The 15,405-nt window shown below is 54.2% G+C and carries 17 protein-coding genes; 10 read left to right on the plus strand and 7 right to left on the minus strand.

Annotated elements, in window-relative coordinates:
• Positions 1-3 precede the first annotated feature (3 nt).
• From priB to GA0061071_RS04210, 4 genes are all read left to right on the plus strand, one after another.
• Positions 4-318, plus strand: coding sequence for a primosomal replication protein N (priB, locus tag GA0061071_RS04195; RefSeq protein ID WP_061498391.1), 315 nt, complete (start codon positions 4-6; stop codon positions 316-318).
• Positions 319-322: 4 nt separating this feature from the next.
• Positions 323-550 carry a 30S ribosomal protein S18 gene (gene rpsR / locus GA0061071_RS04200; RefSeq protein WP_000135199.1) on the plus strand — a complete coding sequence of 76 codons (228 nt, stop codon included), beginning with the start codon at positions 323-325 and terminating at the stop codon, positions 548-550.
• A 41-nt stretch (positions 551-591) separates the two neighbouring features.
• Entirely contained in the window at positions 592-1,041 is a 450-nt protein-coding gene (rplI, locus tag GA0061071_RS04205) for a 50S ribosomal protein L9 (RefSeq protein WP_017459146.1), read from the plus strand.
• 151 nt (positions 1,042-1,192) lie between these two features.
• The gene (locus GA0061071_RS04210) at positions 1,193-2,122 is read left to right on the plus strand and encodes a DMT family transporter (RefSeq protein ID WP_088237275.1); all 930 of its coding nucleotides are present in this window, start codon (positions 1,193-1,195) and stop codon (positions 2,120-2,122) included.
• Positions 2,123-2,143: 21 nt separating this feature from the next.
• On the opposite strand, the gene GA0061071_RS04215 is transcribed toward GA0061071_RS04210, so the two are convergent.
• Positions 2,144-2,782: a LysM-like peptidoglycan-binding domain-containing protein gene (locus GA0061071_RS04215; RefSeq protein ID WP_088237276.1), complete on the minus strand. Its 639-nt coding sequence runs from the start codon at positions 2,780-2,782 to the stop codon at positions 2,144-2,146.
• A gap of 264 nt (positions 2,783-3,046) precedes the next feature.
• Here GA0061071_RS04215 and fklB point away from each other — a divergent pair, with 264 nt between their 5' ends.
• Both fklB and cycA read left to right on the plus strand, forming a co-directional pair.
• Entirely contained in the window at positions 3,047-3,667 is a 621-nt protein-coding gene (gene fklB, locus GA0061071_RS04220; protein ID WP_061498382.1) for a BamJ family beta-barrel-assembly machinery protein, read from the plus strand.
• Between the two features lie 301 nt (positions 3,668-3,968).
• Entirely contained in the window at positions 3,969-5,381 is a 1,413-nt protein-coding gene (gene cycA, locus GA0061071_RS04225) for a D-serine/D-alanine/glycine transporter (protein WP_088237277.1), read from the plus strand.
• Between the two features lie 58 nt (positions 5,382-5,439).
• Here cycA and ytfE read toward each other — a convergent pair whose 3' ends face one another.
• Positions 5,440-6,105: an iron-sulfur cluster repair protein YtfE gene (gene ytfE, locus GA0061071_RS04230; protein ID WP_061498372.1), complete on the minus strand. Its 666-nt coding sequence runs from the start codon at positions 6,103-6,105 to the stop codon at positions 5,440-5,442.
• 273 nt (positions 6,106-6,378) lie between these two features.
• Between ytfE and GA0061071_RS04235 the strand changes: the two genes are divergently transcribed.
• Positions 6,379-8,034: a methyl-accepting chemotaxis protein gene (locus GA0061071_RS04235; protein WP_061500208.1), complete on the plus strand. Its 1,656-nt coding sequence runs from the start codon at positions 6,379-6,381 to the stop codon at positions 8,032-8,034.
• A 45-nt stretch (positions 8,035-8,079) separates the two neighbouring features.
• Here the strand turns inward: GA0061071_RS04235 and GA0061071_RS04240 are convergent, their stop codons facing one another.
• From GA0061071_RS04240 to GA0061071_RS04250, 3 genes are all read right to left on the minus strand, one after another.
• Complete coding sequence (locus tag GA0061071_RS04240; protein ID WP_088237278.1) at positions 8,080-9,048, minus strand: DMT family transporter; 969 nt, start codon at positions 9,046-9,048, stop codon at positions 8,080-8,082.
• Between the two features lie 75 nt (positions 9,049-9,123).
• A complete protein-coding gene (locus tag GA0061071_RS04245; protein ID WP_061498366.1) occupies positions 9,124-9,948 on the minus strand; it encodes an AraC family transcriptional regulator in 825 nt (274 codons plus the stop codon).
• An 83-nt stretch (positions 9,949-10,031) separates the two neighbouring features.
• Positions 10,032-10,880, minus strand: a complete 849-nt coding sequence (locus tag GA0061071_RS04250) for an SDR family oxidoreductase (RefSeq protein WP_061498363.1) — start codon at positions 10,878-10,880, stop codon at positions 10,032-10,034.
• A gap of 84 nt (positions 10,881-10,964) precedes the next feature.
• Here GA0061071_RS04250 and GA0061071_RS04255 point away from each other — a divergent pair, with 84 nt between their 5' ends.
• Positions 10,965-11,357, plus strand: a complete 393-nt coding sequence (locus tag GA0061071_RS04255) for a winged helix-turn-helix transcriptional regulator (RefSeq protein ID WP_061498360.1) — start codon at positions 10,965-10,967, stop codon at positions 11,355-11,357.
• Positions 11,358-11,424: 67 nt separating this feature from the next.
• Here GA0061071_RS04255 and GA0061071_RS04260 read toward each other — a convergent pair whose 3' ends face one another.
• Complete coding sequence (locus GA0061071_RS04260; RefSeq protein WP_088237279.1) at positions 11,425-13,368, minus strand: bifunctional 2',3'-cyclic-nucleotide 2'-phosphodiesterase/3'-nucleotidase; 1,944 nt, start codon at positions 13,366-13,368, stop codon at positions 11,425-11,427.
• Between the two features lie 191 nt (positions 13,369-13,559).
• Here GA0061071_RS04260 and cysQ point away from each other — a divergent pair, with 191 nt between their 5' ends.
• Entirely contained in the window at positions 13,560-14,300 is a 741-nt protein-coding gene (gene cysQ, locus GA0061071_RS04265) for a 3'(2'),5'-bisphosphate nucleotidase CysQ (RefSeq protein WP_061498356.1), read from the plus strand.
• Here the strand turns inward: cysQ and GA0061071_RS04270 are convergent.
• Positions 14,290-14,847, minus strand: a complete 558-nt coding sequence (locus tag GA0061071_RS04270) for a YtfJ family protein (RefSeq protein ID WP_061498354.1) — start codon at positions 14,845-14,847, stop codon at positions 14,290-14,292. The two genes, cysQ and GA0061071_RS04270, sit on opposite strands and share 11 nt — an antisense overlap.
• Before the next feature lie 324 nt (positions 14,848-15,171).
• On the opposite strand from GA0061071_RS04270, the gene GA0061071_RS04275 reads away from it, so the two are divergent.
• Complete coding sequence (locus GA0061071_RS04275) at positions 15,172-15,378, plus strand: DUF1107 domain-containing protein (protein ID WP_008501430.1); 207 nt, start codon at positions 15,172-15,174, stop codon at positions 15,376-15,378.
• The last annotated feature ends 27 nt before the right edge of the window (positions 15,379-15,405 follow it).

The following is a 15,405-nucleotide window of genomic DNA, read 5'->3' on the forward strand; positions in this document are numbered from 1 at the left end:
TTGATGGTTAACCGTCTGGAGTTGTCCGGCACCGTGTGCAGGACGCCGCTTCGTAAGGTCAGCCCATCAGGAATTCCTCATTGCCAGTTCGTGCTTGAGCATCGTTCTGTGCAGGAGGAAGCCGGTTTTCACCGGCAGGCGTGGTGCCAAATGCCTGTAATAATCAGCGGGCAAGAGAACCAGGCCATTACTCACAGTATAACGGTCGGTAGCGCAGTAACCGTTCAGGGGTTCATCAGTTGCCACAAGGCAAAGAACGGCTTGAGCAAAATGGTTCTGCATGCCGAGCAGATTGAATTGATAGATTCTGGAGACTAGCCAAATGGCACGTTATTTCCGTCGTCGCAAGTTCTGCCGTTTCACCGCGGAAGGCGTTCAAGAGATCGACTATAAAGATATCGCTACGCTGAAAAACTACATCACCGAAAGCGGTAAGATTGTCCCGAGCCGTATCACCGGTACCCGTGCAAAATACCAGCGCCAGCTGGCTCGCGCTATCAAACGCGCTCGCTACCTGTCCCTGCTGCCGTACACTGATCGTCATCAGTAATCGGTCACGGTCCATTAATACGACTTTGAGAGGATAAGGTAATGCAAGTTATTCTGCTTGATAAAGTAGCAAACCTGGGTAGCCTGGGTGATCAGGTTAACGTTAAAGCGGGCTACGCTCGTAACTTCCTGGTACCGCAGGGTAAAGCTGTTCCGGCTACCAAGAAAAACGTTGAGTATTTCGAAGCTCGTCGTGCTGAACTGGAAGCCAAACTGGCTGACGTTCTGGCGGCTGCTAACGCTCGTGCTGAAAGCATCAATGCACTGGGCAGCGTTACTATCGCGTCTAAATCTGGCGACGAAGGTAAACTGTTCGGTTCCATCGGTACTCGCGATATCGCTGACGCTGTAACTGCAGCTGGCGTTAAAGTGGCTAAGAGCGAAGTTCGTCTGCCGAACGGCGTTCTGCGTACTGTTGGTGAGCACGAAGTGGACTTCCAGGTTCACAGCGAAGTATTCGCTAAACTGACTGTAAACGTTGTTGCTGAGTAATTTTTTACTCTAAACAATGTTGAAACGCCGGCCTTGTGCCGGCGTTTTGCTTTTCTGCATGACCAAAAAGCCATTTCGCCGTGTAGGGTAGCTATTTCAGACGCATTCTCTGATAATAAATTGAAACGCAATTTTATTTCTGAGATTTGTCATGGACACTGCTTTACCCACGCCACTCTTTGCCCGCCGGAATGTGGCTTATGCCTGCGCTACGCTCTGTTGCTTGCTCTGGGGCAGTTCTTACCCGGCCATAAAAAGCGGCTACGAACTTTTTCACATTGCCACTGATGATATCCCGTCAAAAGTCGTGTTCGCCGGGTATCGATTTTTATTTGCTGGCGCGCTATTGCTGCTTTTTGCGCTGGCGCAGCGTAAACCGATAGGCAGGCTGACGAGTGCCCAGTTTGGGCAACTGACGATACTGGGGGTGACCCAGACGGCCCTGCAGTACACCTTTTTCTATATTGGTCTTGCCTTCACCACCGGCGTAAACGGTTCGATCATGAATGCGACTGGCACGTTCTTTAGCGTTCTGCTGGCCCATTTTATCTATCAGAATGACAAACTCAGTTTTAACAAAGCGCTGGGCTGTATTTTGGGCTTTGTGGGGGTCATGTTGGTTAACTTCCACAGTGGATTACGTGACTTTAGCTTTGTCTGGCACGGCGATGGATTCATTATCCTGGCGGCGTTCATCCTTTCTGCTGCCACACTGTACGGCAAACGTATTTCTCAGACGGTCGAGCCGACGGTAATGACCGGCTGGCAACTGGCTATCGGCGGTATCGCGCTGTTGGCGGGCGGGTATTTGTCGGGCGGTGGGTTGGGCGTGCCTGGCGTGGCGGCGGTGGCGATCCTCGGCTACCTGACTTTACTGTCGGCGATTGCATTTGCGTTATGGAGCATGTTGCTGAAAGTGAACCGCGTAAGCATGATTGCACCGTTTAACTTTGTGATACCGGTTGCTGGCACCGTGTTATCCGCCATTTTTCTCGGTGAGAATATTCTGGAACTCAAATACGCGATTGCACTGGTGCTGGTCTGTTCAGGGATCTGGTGGGTCAATAAACGCGCCGGGTAAAAACGCTACCCGGCGGTGAAGTTAGCGGGCGCGAATAAAACTGCCGTCCGACTGGCGGGTGAACAGCACCGACTGGCCGCCGGTCTCAATGGTCAGCCCGGTCACGACGCCGTTGGCGTTCTGGCGAATTTTCACCATCTGCCCGCTTTGCAATGTGCTGAGCGGTTTACCGTCACCCTCTACTTTTGCCATCGCATACACATCTGTTGGCGGCAAGTTATGGTCACGAAACAGTTGCGCCAGCGTTTTCCCTTCTTCAACGCGATACGCGCGCCACTGCTGCTCAATACCGCCAGACGACGCGACCGAACGGTTCGGGGTAGCGGCGGGTTGCTGTTGTTGAATGGGCTGTTGCTGTTGCGGCTCGCTAAAGGGAGCTGTTTGCTGTGGCTCACTGACCACTGGCGGCGGTGTTTGCTCTGGTGCGGTTTGTTGCGTCGTTGTTGATGAAGGCAACTCAATCTGCGCTTCGCGGGGAGCGGATGAGGTGACAGTGGTCGTCGTATCCGTTGCCGGGAGCAGGAAACCTATCACCACCAGTAAAGCGGCGAGGATCAGGCCTCGACGGTGCATTGGCGGGAGCGGGTCCATCAGGCGAAAATGGTCCGGGGCGTGCCAGATTTTCGCCAGGGAAGGTTTCAGTTCAAAGCGCCCGGGCATGGCTTTCCTCCTGCTCCGCGTCATGTAATGTCCTGTCTCGTTGAGTATATACACGTTATGCTTTTAGCGTTGTTTCTCCGGCGGATAACTGCCTGATTGATGGTGTAAAGCGGCTTCTAGCGACCACAAATCAGGATTTATCCTGGTTTCCGTTATTCTTTCCCTTTCTCCGCGATTTGTCATCTTTCCTGAGACAAAGTTGTACCCGGCACAGCGCGACTGTTATGCTGCGCGCTACCTTAAAAAGCGATGGAAGGAAAACCCATGACAACCCCAACTTTTGACACGATCGAAGCGCAAGCCAGCTATGGCATTGGTTTACAGGTAGGACAGCAGCTGAGCGAATCCGGGTTAGAGGGGCTGTTACCGGAAGCGCTGGTCGCGGGGATCGCGGACGCGCTGGCAGGCAAACAACCTGCCGTACCGGTTGATGTTGTACATCGCGCGCTGCGCGAAATCCACGAGCGTGCCGATGCGGTTCGTCGTTCACGTTTTGAAGAAATGGCGGCGGAAGGCGTGAAATATCTGGATGAAAACCGTGAGCGTGAAGGCGTGAACAGCACCGAATCTGGCCTGCAGTTCCGCGTGATCAACCAGGGCGAAGGTGCTATTCCGGCGCGTACTGACCGCGTTCGCGTGCACTACACCGGTAAACTCATCGATGGTACGGTATTCGACAGCTCCGTGGCGCGCGGCGAACCGGCTGAGTTTCCGGTCAACGGCGTGATTGCCGGTTGGATCGAAGCTCTGACGCTGATGCCGGTGGGTTCCAAATGGGAACTGACTATTCCGCACAACCTCGCGTATGGCGAGCGTGGCGCTGGCGCATCCATTCCGCCGTTCAGTACGCTCATTTTCGACGTGGAACTGCTGGAAATTCTGTAATTTCCCGCATGAATACCTCTCTCCGTCAGGAGAGAGGGTGTCTGACTGCGTTGATCGTTCGTTAATAAAACTATTATCAATACATTATCTTGCAAACTGCGCAATCGGGTGTATTTTTGTGAACTATTTCGCATTAAGTAAGTGATATGACACTCACTTTAAACAAATATTTAACATTAGATTTAATTCAGAGTATTCATCCCGCCGATTCTTACCTAATATCGTTGCGTCCTGGAAAGGGCGGAACGCGCAGATAAAAAAGGCCAGCAGAGCCCCAACACAACACAGACAGGAACTAAACATGGTAGATCAGGTTAAAGTCGTGGCCGACGAACAGGCTCCGGCTGAACAGTCGCTACGGCGCAATCTTACTAACCGACATATCCAGCTCATCGCTATCGGCGGTGCTATCGGCACCGGGCTGTTTATGGGCTCCGGAAAAACCATCAGCCTCGCCGGTCCATCGATCATTTTTGTCTATATGATCATCGGCTTTATGCTGTTTTTCGTCATGCGTGCAATGGGCGAGTTGCTGCTGTCGAACCTCGAATACAAATCGTTTAGCGACTTCGCCGCCGACCTGCTGGGGCCGTGGGCGGGGTACTTCACCGGTTGGACGTACTGGTTTTGTTGGGTGGTAACCGGTATGGCGGACGTGGTGGCCATCACGGCATATGCGCAGTTCTGGTTCCCCGGTCTGTCAGACTGGGTGGCGGCGCTGGCGGTGGTGTTTGTACTGCTGAGCCTGAACCTCGCGACAGTGAAAATGTTTGGCGAGATGGAGTTCTGGTTCGCGATGATCAAAATCGTCGCCATTGTGGCGCTGATCATCGTGGGTGTGGTGATGGTGCTGATGCATTTCAAATCACCGGCCGGCGTAGAAGCCTCTTTTGCGCATCTGTGGAATGACGGTGGCTGGTTCCCGAAAGGCATCAGCGGTTTCTTTGCCGGGTTCCAGATTGCCGTGTTCGCCTTTGTGGGGATTGAGTTGGTGGGCACAACAGCAGCGGAAACCAAAGATCCTGAGAAGTCTCTGCCGCGCGCCATTAACTCGATTCCGGTTCGCATCATTATGTTTTACGTGTTTGCGCTGATTGTGATCATGTCCGTTACGCCGTGGAGTTCCGTGGTACCGGATAAGAGCCCGTTTGTGGAGTTGTTTGTACTGGTGGGGATCCCGGCGGCGGCAAGCATCATTAACTTTGTGGTGCTGACCTCTGCGGCCTCTTCCGCCAACAGCGGCGTCTTTTCCACCAGCCGCATGCTGTTTGGCCTTGCGCAGGATGGCGTTGCGCCTAAATCGTTCGGCAAACTCTCTAAGCGTGCCGTTCCGGCGAAGGGGCTTACCTTCTCTTGCCTGTGCCTGCTCGGCGGCGTGGCGATACTGTATGTGAACCCGAGCGCGATTGCGGCGTTCACCATGATCACGACCGTGTCAGCGATCCTGTTTATGTTTGTCTGGACGATTATTCTTTGCTCGTATCTGGTCTACCGTAAGAAACGTCCGCACCTGCATGAGCAATCCATCTACAAAATGCCGCTGGGCAAGTTGATGTGCTGGGTGTGCATGGCCTTCTTTGTCTTTGTGCTGGTGTTGCTGACGCTGGAAACGGACACCCGACAGGCACTGCTGGTGACGCCTCTGTGGTTTGTGGTGCTGGGCGCAGGCTGGCTGTATGCCGGTAAAAAGCGTCTGGCTGACCGTCAGCCATAAAAAAAGAGCCGCAAAGCGGCTCTAAACTTCCATGAATCAAGGGCGCTCTCGGGCGCCTTTATTTTTCGCCTGCGAGGGCACGCGGGAACAGATTATTGTTTTCCAGACTGATGTGTTCCATCAGATCATCAATCAGCGTATTAATGCCGTTGTACATCGCTTTCCAGGTGGTGCAGGCTTCTGGTGGCGGCGTCACGTTGTGCGTGATGTGCTTGATCACGTCCAGTAACTCACCTGCTTCATCATGCTCGCTTTCCATCACGCTGATCGGGCCCATCGCCTGTGACCCCATGCCCTGTTTGATCATCGGGAAAAGAATTTGTTCTTCTTTCATCATATGGCTGGAGAGTTCCTGGTGCAGCATCGTCAGGTATTTGGTTAAACCGCGTGGCACGTTAGGTTTGTCAGCGTGAACGCGCTCCACTTTGGTGGCTTGCAGGATCAGTTCCGGCAGCTGTTCGCGGTGGCGATCGTGGTAACGCACAATGATGTGATCGATGATTTCCGCCAGTCCCGCTGTGCGCCAGTCTTTGTCTATTGGCTGTTCCGCCAGCTTCGCCAGCTCTGCTTCGATAACCTCAATATCCAGCTCTTTGCGGGCCGCTGAGCGTCCCAGCGTTTGCTTACCGCCACAGCAGTAATCCATATCGTATTTACGGAACAGAGCGGAGGCGCGGGGGATAGAGAGCGCCAGCTCACCCAGGGGTTGATCGCGGAAAGCCATAGCAGTTACCTCATCGTGATATTATAAGTTGTATTTTAAATGCATCTTTCAGGCGATGATATACCCCTTTCGGGGCAGCAGGAATGGCCTTATGCCTTTCACAGGCAAAAAACCGTGATATTCATCACAAAAATTCTTTCGAAGTTAACATGTTGAATACAGATGGTTTTTCTGGAAAGTTTCGGATAAGGGAATGTTGCAAGATTAAACAACTCTGTCGCACTGCCGATACAAACACCTCAGACAATATCCTGCACTTACTATAGGCCTATGATGTTTAAACGAATTAAAGTTATTACATTGTTAATCATGGTGTTACTCGTGCTTGGCGCCATGCAATTGATCTCTGCAGGCGTGTTTATCAGCGCGCTCAATAACGATAAAAACAACTTCACCGTTTCCCAGGTTTCCAGCCAGAACGTTTCTGAATTTACCGATGCCTGGATCAGCCTTAACCAGGCGCGCGTGACGCTGAACCGCGGCATGCTGCGTCTGCAAAGCAGCACTGCCAGCCAGATTAACGGCGGGCAGCTCAGTGAACTGGCAAACAATGCCACTGAACTGCTGAATCAGGCACAAAAGCATTTCGACAAATATAAAGCCATTCCGGAAACCCCGGGCCTCGACAAGAACCTGTCGAAAGATCTGGAAACCCAGTATGGCATCTACCATGCCACGCTGACGGAAATGAACCGTTTGCTGATGGCCGGCAAGCTGGAAGATATGTTCCGCCAGAATGCCGAGCAGAAGCAGACCGCGATGCAAAAAAGCTACCGCACATGGCGTGATGCACAGACGGTGCTGGCGAATGAAGGCATCGTCGAGAACGAACGTGATTACCAGCGCATTATGTGGATCATCGGGCTTGTCATGCTGGTGGTGCTGGCGGTGATCGTCATGAGCTGGATTGCGATGCAGCGCGTCCTGCTGAAACCGTTGCATGAAGTGATGGGACATATTCGTCATATCGCCACCGGTGACCTGACGCACAACATTAACGCCGATGGCAAAAATGAGATGGCGCTGCTGGCGAAAAACGTGCAGGAGATGCAACAGTCACTGGTGAAAACGGTGAGTGTAGTGCGTGATGGCGCAGATACAATTTATACCGGGGCGGGCGAAATCTCTGCCGGTAGTAACGATCTCTCTTCCCGTACCGAACAGCAGGCCGCTTCTCTGGAAGAGACGGCGGCCAGCATGGAGCAGTTGACTGCGACGGTGAAACAAAACGCCGACAACGCTCGCCAGGCAACGCAACTGGCGCTGAATGCATCCGGTACCGCTAAAAAAGGCGGTCAGGTCGTGGACGGCGTGGTGCGTACGATGGATGAAATTGCCGCCAGCTCGAGCAAAATTGCGCAGATCACCAACGTGATTGATGGTATTGCCTTCCAGACCAATATCCTGGCGCTGAACGCTGCCGTAGAAGCCGCCCGTGCGGGTGAGCAGGGGCGTGGTTTTGCGGTCGTGGCTGGTGAAGTCCGTACGCTGGCGCAGCGTAGCGCTCAGGCGGCGAAAGAGATCAAAGGCCTGATCGAAGATTCCGGCAGCCGCGTTGATGCGGGGGCGGCGCTGGTTCACCAGGCGGGTGAAACCATGGCTGAGATCGTCAGCGCGGTAACGCGTGTGACGGATATTATGGGGGAAATCTCCTCGGCGTCTGATGAGCAGAGCCGCGGGATTGACCAGGTGGGCCAGGCCGTTGCCGAGATGGATCGCGTGACGCAGCAGAATGCGTCGCTGGTGGAAGAGTCTGCCGCCGCCGCTGCCGCACTGGAAGAGCAGGCCGCGCGCCTGACCGAAACCGTGGCGGTATTTAAGGTCAACCGCACACAGCGTGCCAAAACCACCGCGCTGCGGTCACCCGCCAGCATGCCGACAGTGAAAGCGGCGGAAAGCTTCCATGAAGCGAACTGGGAAACCTTCTAAACCGCGTTAACCCGGCTTCACCAGCCGGGTCATCGTCCCACCGCGTTACGTGGCATCACTCAGTGACGTAACGCGGGTTGTCACCGGTTTTGATAACACCGCTGTTACCACGCCACCCACCAGCAAGATAATGCCGCAAAAGGTCAATAGCGGCGGCATACTCTGGCGCAGCAGGAAGGTATACAGCAACCCGGCAAGGGTTTCGAAAACAATCAGCGGGCCGACAATCACTGTCGGCAGCCTCTGGCAGGCGATGTTCCAGCACAGCGTGCCAACCCATGAGCAAAACACCGCAATCACACACATCAGGCCAATAAACACCCACGGACGCGGGCCGAAAGGCAGAGCAAAGTCCGGCTGTTGTGCGGAGAGCCACAGCGTGGCGGCAATATACCCAACCAGCGACACGGGCAGCGTTACCAGCGCTTGCGCAGTGGCCCACATCATCGGATTTTTATCCGGGTTTTCCCGCAGCCAGCGGGCATTACGTAATGCATACCATGCCCAGCAGGCGACCGACGTAAAGGCCAGCGCAATACCCGAACCGTAGCGCCAGGCGCTGAAATCGGGCAAACCGTGGCGCAGTTCAGCAATGTTTACGCACCCCAACCCCAGCGCAATGCACACCAGTGCAGGCGACAGACGCCGCCACGAAAGCTTACCGTCTCGCTGGCTATAGAGCAGATTGGCACACACCGGGATCACCACCGGCAGCGTGGCGATAATCATGGTGGAGACCGGCGCGCCGGTACGCTGGATAGCACTGGCCAGGCAGACGTAATAAATCAGGTTGCCCATGATTGTCAGCCACAGCGCAGTGACCCAGTCGCTGCACGTCAACTGGCGCAGGCGCACGCGGTCCAGCCAGGCCAGCGGCAGAGCAATCAGCCCCAATGCCAGGTAGCGCCCGGTTGATTGCAATACCGCCGGGTAATCCGGCACAATCAGCGGCCCGACAAAAATCAGCCCCCAAAACAGCCCGGCAAGCAGGGCATACAACACGCCACTCATCATCTTCTCATCCATTTTTCTCTTGTTCAGAACCAGTGTAGGGAAGTGACAGGCAGGAATATTGTATGAGGTTGCGCATTAACGGCGCGCGACCTGTTTCTGGTAGCGCACCGGCGTAATGCCGTAACGATGGGTAAAGGCGCGGGTGAGATGCGACTGGTCGGTTAAACCGGTCGCCGCAGCGACATCGGCGGCGGGCATACCCTGCGAGAGAAATGCTTTGGCGCGCCACAGGCGGATCGCCATCAGCATTTGGTGCGGGGTGACGTGAAAATGGGCTTTGAACTGGCGCTGGAAGTGATACGGGCTGAGCGCGGCGACATTTGCCAGCGCATCCAGCGTCAGACTGTGCATATAGTTATCATGCAGGTAGTCGCGCACACGATCAAAACGGTGCGCCCCCTCAGCACGCTGCGGCGCATGATGTGCCAGTGGGCGGAAAGTGTCGATCAGATTCAGCAGGATCCCCTGTTGTGCCAGCGGATCGTCGGTATGCCAAAGCGTGTGGATCTGCGTGCAGATCAGCCGGGTACGCAAGGGATCGTGACGCGTCACATCGCTAAACCACCAGTGGCGGATGCCGGTAACCTGCTCCAGTAATGCTGGATCCAGATAGACCATGCGGTAACGCCAGCCGTCGGCGGTTTCTGCTTCGCCAGTATGCAGCTCATCGGGGTTCATGGTGACGACGGAGTTAGCCGGGGCGACATATTGCGTGCCGCGATAACGAAAACGTTCGGCTCCTGTTTCAATCGCGCCAATGCCGAAGGCTTCATGGGTGTGCGGTTCAAAGGCGTAACGGGAGATATGCGCGTGGTACAGCTCGACCCCTGGCAGTAAATCCAGATGACGAAAACGGGCGCAATCTCGCTTGTCGTTAAACTGTTCTGGTACGCCTTCCACTCCGGGTTCCTCCGCACAGGCCATCTCTCTATTATTAGGGATGACCTGGCAGGAGGCTACAAAAATTAACCAGTCTGTAACGTTTACAGCATGGCGTCGACGCTGTCGGCAATCGGTGTGGTCGGGCGACCAATCAGTTTGCTCAACGTTTTGCTGTCGTCAAACAGACCGCCTTTTGCTGCACCGGCATCGGAGTCCGCCAGCAGATTCGCAAACGCCTCCGGCAGGCCCACCTCTTTCAGTGCAGCGGCGAAATCGGCTTCACTCAGATTCTGATACACCACGTTTTTACCGCTCGCTTTGCTCAGCAGCGCCGCCAGTTCGCTTAACGTCCAGGCGGTATCGCCCGCCAGTTCGTAGATCTTGCCGGCATGGCCCTCTTCGCTGATCACGCGCGCCGCGGCGGCAGCATAATCCGCACGGGTTGCCGAGGCGATTTTGCCCTCTCCGGCCGCACCGATAAACACCCCGTGCGCCAGTGCAGCAGGCGCGCTGGCGAGGTAGTTTTCGCTGTACCAGCCATTACGCAGCAGCGCATAAGGAATGCCGGAATCAGCCAGCATCTTTTCAGTTTCGATGTGTTCAACATGCAGGCCTAGCGGGGAGGTATCCGCATGCAGCAGGCTGGTATAGGCGATAAATTTCACACCCGCTGCTTTGGCGGCATTGATCACATTACGGTGTTGTACGGCGCGCTGGCCGACTTCACTGCTGGAGATCAACAGCAGTTTATCTACGCCGACCAGCGCCTGAGTGAGCGCTGCCTGGTCGTTATAATCGGCCTGACGCACAAGGATGCCTTGTTGGCTGAGATAGTCGGCTTTCGCCGGGTTGCGAACAATCGCGACAATCTGTTTCGCCGCCACGGTTTTCAGCAATTCTTCTACCACAAACTGGCCCAGTTGGCCGGTCGCGCCGGTAAGTGCGATCATGGGTATTCTCCTTCGATTTCGGTGAGTGTTGTGGTACGCTATCACCTTAGCTAACTTTTAGTAAGTACGTACAAAAAGGTAAGTATGAAAAAAGAATCTCTCCCCCTGACGCTGAGTGAGCAAGTGCGCAATGGCAACTTGTTTGCAGAGCAGTGTCCCTCCCGGGAAGTGCTCAAGCACGTGACCAGTCGCTGGGGTGTGTTGATCCTGATTGCGCTGCGCGATGGCACCCATCGTTTTAGCGATCTACGCCGCAAAATGGGCGGGGTCAGCGAGAAGATGCTGTCGCAGAGTTTGCAGTGGCTGGAACAGGATGGCTTTATCAACCGTGTCTCTTATCCGGTGGTGCCGCCGCATGTGGAGTATAGTCTGACCCCGCTTGGTGAGCAGGTGGGGGAGAAGGTTGCCGCGCTGGCGGACTGGATTGAACTGAATGTTCCACATGTGCTGGCGCACCATGCCCAACAGGTGGCGTAGCTGCGTGGATCGGATAAAACGGCCGCCACCATCCGGCCTGCGGTTCAGGCCGGACAGGGCACTGCTGTTATTGGCTTAAATTGACTTTATAGACAGCAAAACCGATCTCGTCATTTGCTACTTTTTCCATCGGATATTGCGCCTTGTCTTTGATAAACGCGGCGGCTTTATCCGTTGGCGCGGTTTCAAAACGGATATCCAGCTTACTGTCAGTATGAATGGGCGCCAGTCGCCAGTTATTATCCGCTGCCGGGTGGATTTCACCGGCGCGTTTGGATTCGTCACTGATCCACTTTGCCAGCACCGCACGGTTCTCGTCCGGCGAGGCGAACGCGATATGGCTATCGCCGGTTCCGGCAAACTTGCCGCCGTACGCGCGGTAGTTATTGGTCGCGACGAGGAAAACGGCGTTGGGATCGACAGGTTTGCCGTTGAATGTCAGATCCTTAATGCGTTCCGCCTGTGGATTGATGCTCTGGCATTCACCGTCATAGCGCGCCGGTTGCGTGACATCAATCTGGTAATTAACGCCGTCGATCACATCGAAGTTATAGGTCCGGAAACCGTCCCAGTTCAGCAGGCTTTGCGGCTTATCACTGTGCGGATCAATACGGTTAAACTGGCCTGCTGAGCACTCCAGCCACTCTTTCACCTCTTTACCGGTCGCTTTGACCACCACCAGCGTATTCGGGTAGAGATACAAATCTGCGGCGTTGCGGAACGTCAGTTGCCCTTTTTCCACTTCAACAAAACTGGCGGGATCGTTTTTACGTCCACCGGCTTTAAACGGTGCGGCGGCAGAGAGGACCGGCAGTTTCGCCAGATCCGGATCGCCCTGAATAAAGTGCTCAACATAGGCTTTCTGCGCATTGTTCACCACCTGCACGGTGGGATCGTCCTGCACCAGCGACAAATAGCTGTACATATTGTCGGCGGACTTGCCGATCGGTTTACCGACAAATTCGCGGGTGGCGTCATGATCGTGTTTCAGGATTGCCACCAGTTTGCTGTCTTCGCCGACCAACGCTTTTTTCGCCGCGGCATCGTAAATAGGCCGTGCTTCGGTTTTGGCGTCGGCAACCTGCCATTTACCGGCGTCATTGTTCATCACCAGATCGACGACCCCCAGATGATCGCCCCACATGCCAGGCATCACTGCCGGAATGCCGTTCAACGTGCCTTTGGTGATATCTGCGCCTTTAATGGCGGCAAACTCTTTACTTGGGAATACCGCGTGCGCATGACCAAACAGAATCGCATCGACGCCCGGTACCTGGCTGAGGTAGTAGACCGAGTTTTCCGCCATGGCCTGGTATGGTTCCGCCGACAAGCCTGAGTGGGCGACCACCACCACCAGATCTGCGCCTTTGGCACGCATCTCCGGTACATATTTACGGGCCGTTTCGGTGATGTCGTTGACGGTCACTTTGCCGCTCAGATTGGCTTTATCCCAGACCATGATTTGCGGAGGCACAAAACCGATATAGCCGATGCGCAGAGTATGTGCTTTGCCGTCTTTATCCTGAACCGCCGTCTCTTTAATCAGGTAGGGGGTGAATAACGGTTTTTTGCTTTTCGCATCAATGATATTGGCGTTTACGTAGGGGAATTTCGCCCCTGCGAGCGCTTTATGCAGGTAATCGAGACCGTAGTTGAATTCATGGTTACCCAGGTTGCCGACAGCGTAATCCAGGGTGTTCATTGCTTTATAGACCGGATGCACCTGACCCGCTTTCAGTCCCTTGGCCGCCATATAATCGCCGAGCGGGCTTCCCTGGATTAAGTCGCCGTTATCCACCAGCACGCTGTTTTTGACTTCCTGGCGGGCGGCGTTGATCAGGCTGGCGGTGCGCACCAGTCCGAATTTTTCCGTCGCACTGTCTTTGTAGTAATCAAAATCCATCATGTTGCTATGTAAATCAGTGGTTTCCAGGATCCGCAACTCCACCGTCGCGGCCTGGACGCTTGCCGCGATCAGCGTGGCAAGAAGCGTTACACTAAACTTAATCATCAGAGGCATCCTTTTTCGATCTGGGCCACAAAAGAAAGTGTTATGTACATTTTGTTGCTTACAGAATTGTGAATACTGCCATAAAAGCGGGTAAAGAAAACGCAATCACTATCACAGATGGCAGATTCCGGCGTGATGCGATATAAGTAAAACAACGAGTTACAAACCACTGAACAGACAAGAGGTGGATAATGTTAGATGCAATTTGCCGGCTCGCGCGGGAAGCGGGCGACGCCATTATGCAGGTTTACGATGGGCACAAACCGATGGATGTCACCAGTAAGGTGGATGACTCCCCGGTCACCGCAGCGGATATTGCGGCGCACCAGGTGATTGTGCGCGGCTTGCAGGCCTTGACGCCAGACATTCCAGTGTTGTCGGAAGAAGATCCACCGGGTTGGGAAACGCGCCAGACATGGCAGCGCTACTGGCTGGTGGATCCGCTGGATGGCACGAAAGAGTTCATTAAGCGTAACGGTGAGTTTACCGTGAATATCGCCCTGATTGACCAGGGTAAACCGGTCATGGGCGTGGTTTACGCACCGGTGCTGAAAGTGATGTATTACGCCGCTGACGGGAAAGCGTGGAAAGATGAAGCGGGCAATCACCATCAAATTCAGGTGCGCGACGCCCGGCCACCGCTGGTGGTCGTCAGCCGTTCTCATGCGGATGATGAACTGAAAGAGTACCTGCACCAGTTAGGTGAGCACCAGACCACAGCGATCGGCTCCTCGCTGAAATTCTGCCTGGTGGCGGAAGGTAAAGCTCAACTGTACCCGCGTTTCGGGCCGACTAACGTATGGGATACGGCCGCAGGTCACGCAGTTGCGGTGGCTGCCGGGGCGCACGTTAACGACTGGCAGGGGCGTTCGCTGGATTACACCCCCCGCGAGTCCTTCCTCAACCCCGGCTTCCGGGTTTTTATTTACTGAGCAGCGTGTGCAGCAGGGCGATGACCTGCTGCACTTCTTGCTGGCTCAGCCCGCCATCTTTTGCGTACGCCACGCGCCCGTCTTTATCAAGTACGACAATCGCCGAGCTTTCCTCTTCCAGTTGCCAGGCTTTACGCGCCACACCGTCACTATCAACAATGAATTGTGACCACGGGTAGAGTTTCTTATTGCTCTCGATGCTGCTGCGCACGAACATGGCGCTGCCGGGAATGGCGTCATCGGTATTGATGATGGTGGTGGTCTGGTAACGATCGTGCGGCAGGTTGGCGGTTTTGATGGCTTCAATCAGCGCGGCGTTCTTCTCTTTGGCAGAGGTCCGACCGGCAATATGTTGCACAACCCGCACTTTGCCAGGAAGCTGGGCGCTATTCCATTTTTTATAGCTAAACTTGTCATTATCCAGTATCAACTCCCCTCTGTCGGCTATGCCCACAGGCGGCACGCGCTGGTTGTTTTCAAAGTTATGGGCTGAAGCAACCAGCGGCAGTAACAGGCATGTCGCTGCCAGGATCTTACGTAGGGTCATGGTTTTTCCTTGTGTTTATGCAGGTGATCCGACCACTTAAGTGGTCATTTTAATCATATGTGCGATCAATCCGTTTTTCCCGCAATCAGGATGCCAGTTTGCGTGTGGACGCACATATCCGCACAAAAATGTGGATTTATACTGCATAGCGAAACGCACTGAAAAGAAAATTCTGAATAATTGTCATCAAAAGGTAAATAAACTTATACACACTATGTATCAGTGCGGTTCTGAACTATAGTCACTGAGCATTAAATTTGCGCTCATCAACGCTGGTCCGATTGTGGTACCGCAAGGGCGTAATGCTTTACAGGAGATAAAAGAATGAAAATTTTCCAGCGTTACAACCCACTTCAGGTGGCCAAGTACGTGAAAATCCTGTTCCGTGGACGGTTGTATATCAAGGATGTTGGCGCTTTCGAGTTTGACAAAGGCAAGATCCTGGTCCCGAAAGTGAAAGACAAGCAGCACCTGTCTGTGATGTCTGAAGTCAACCGTCAGGTTATGCGTCTGCAAACTGAGATGGCTTAACCAGTCGTGCTATGCAGTAGTTTAAGT

It is taken from the genome of Kosakonia oryzendophytica (genome assembly GCF_900094925.1).
In the GTDB taxonomy this organism is placed as follows: domain Bacteria; phylum Pseudomonadota; class Gammaproteobacteria; order Enterobacterales; family Enterobacteriaceae; genus Kosakonia; species Kosakonia oryzendophytica.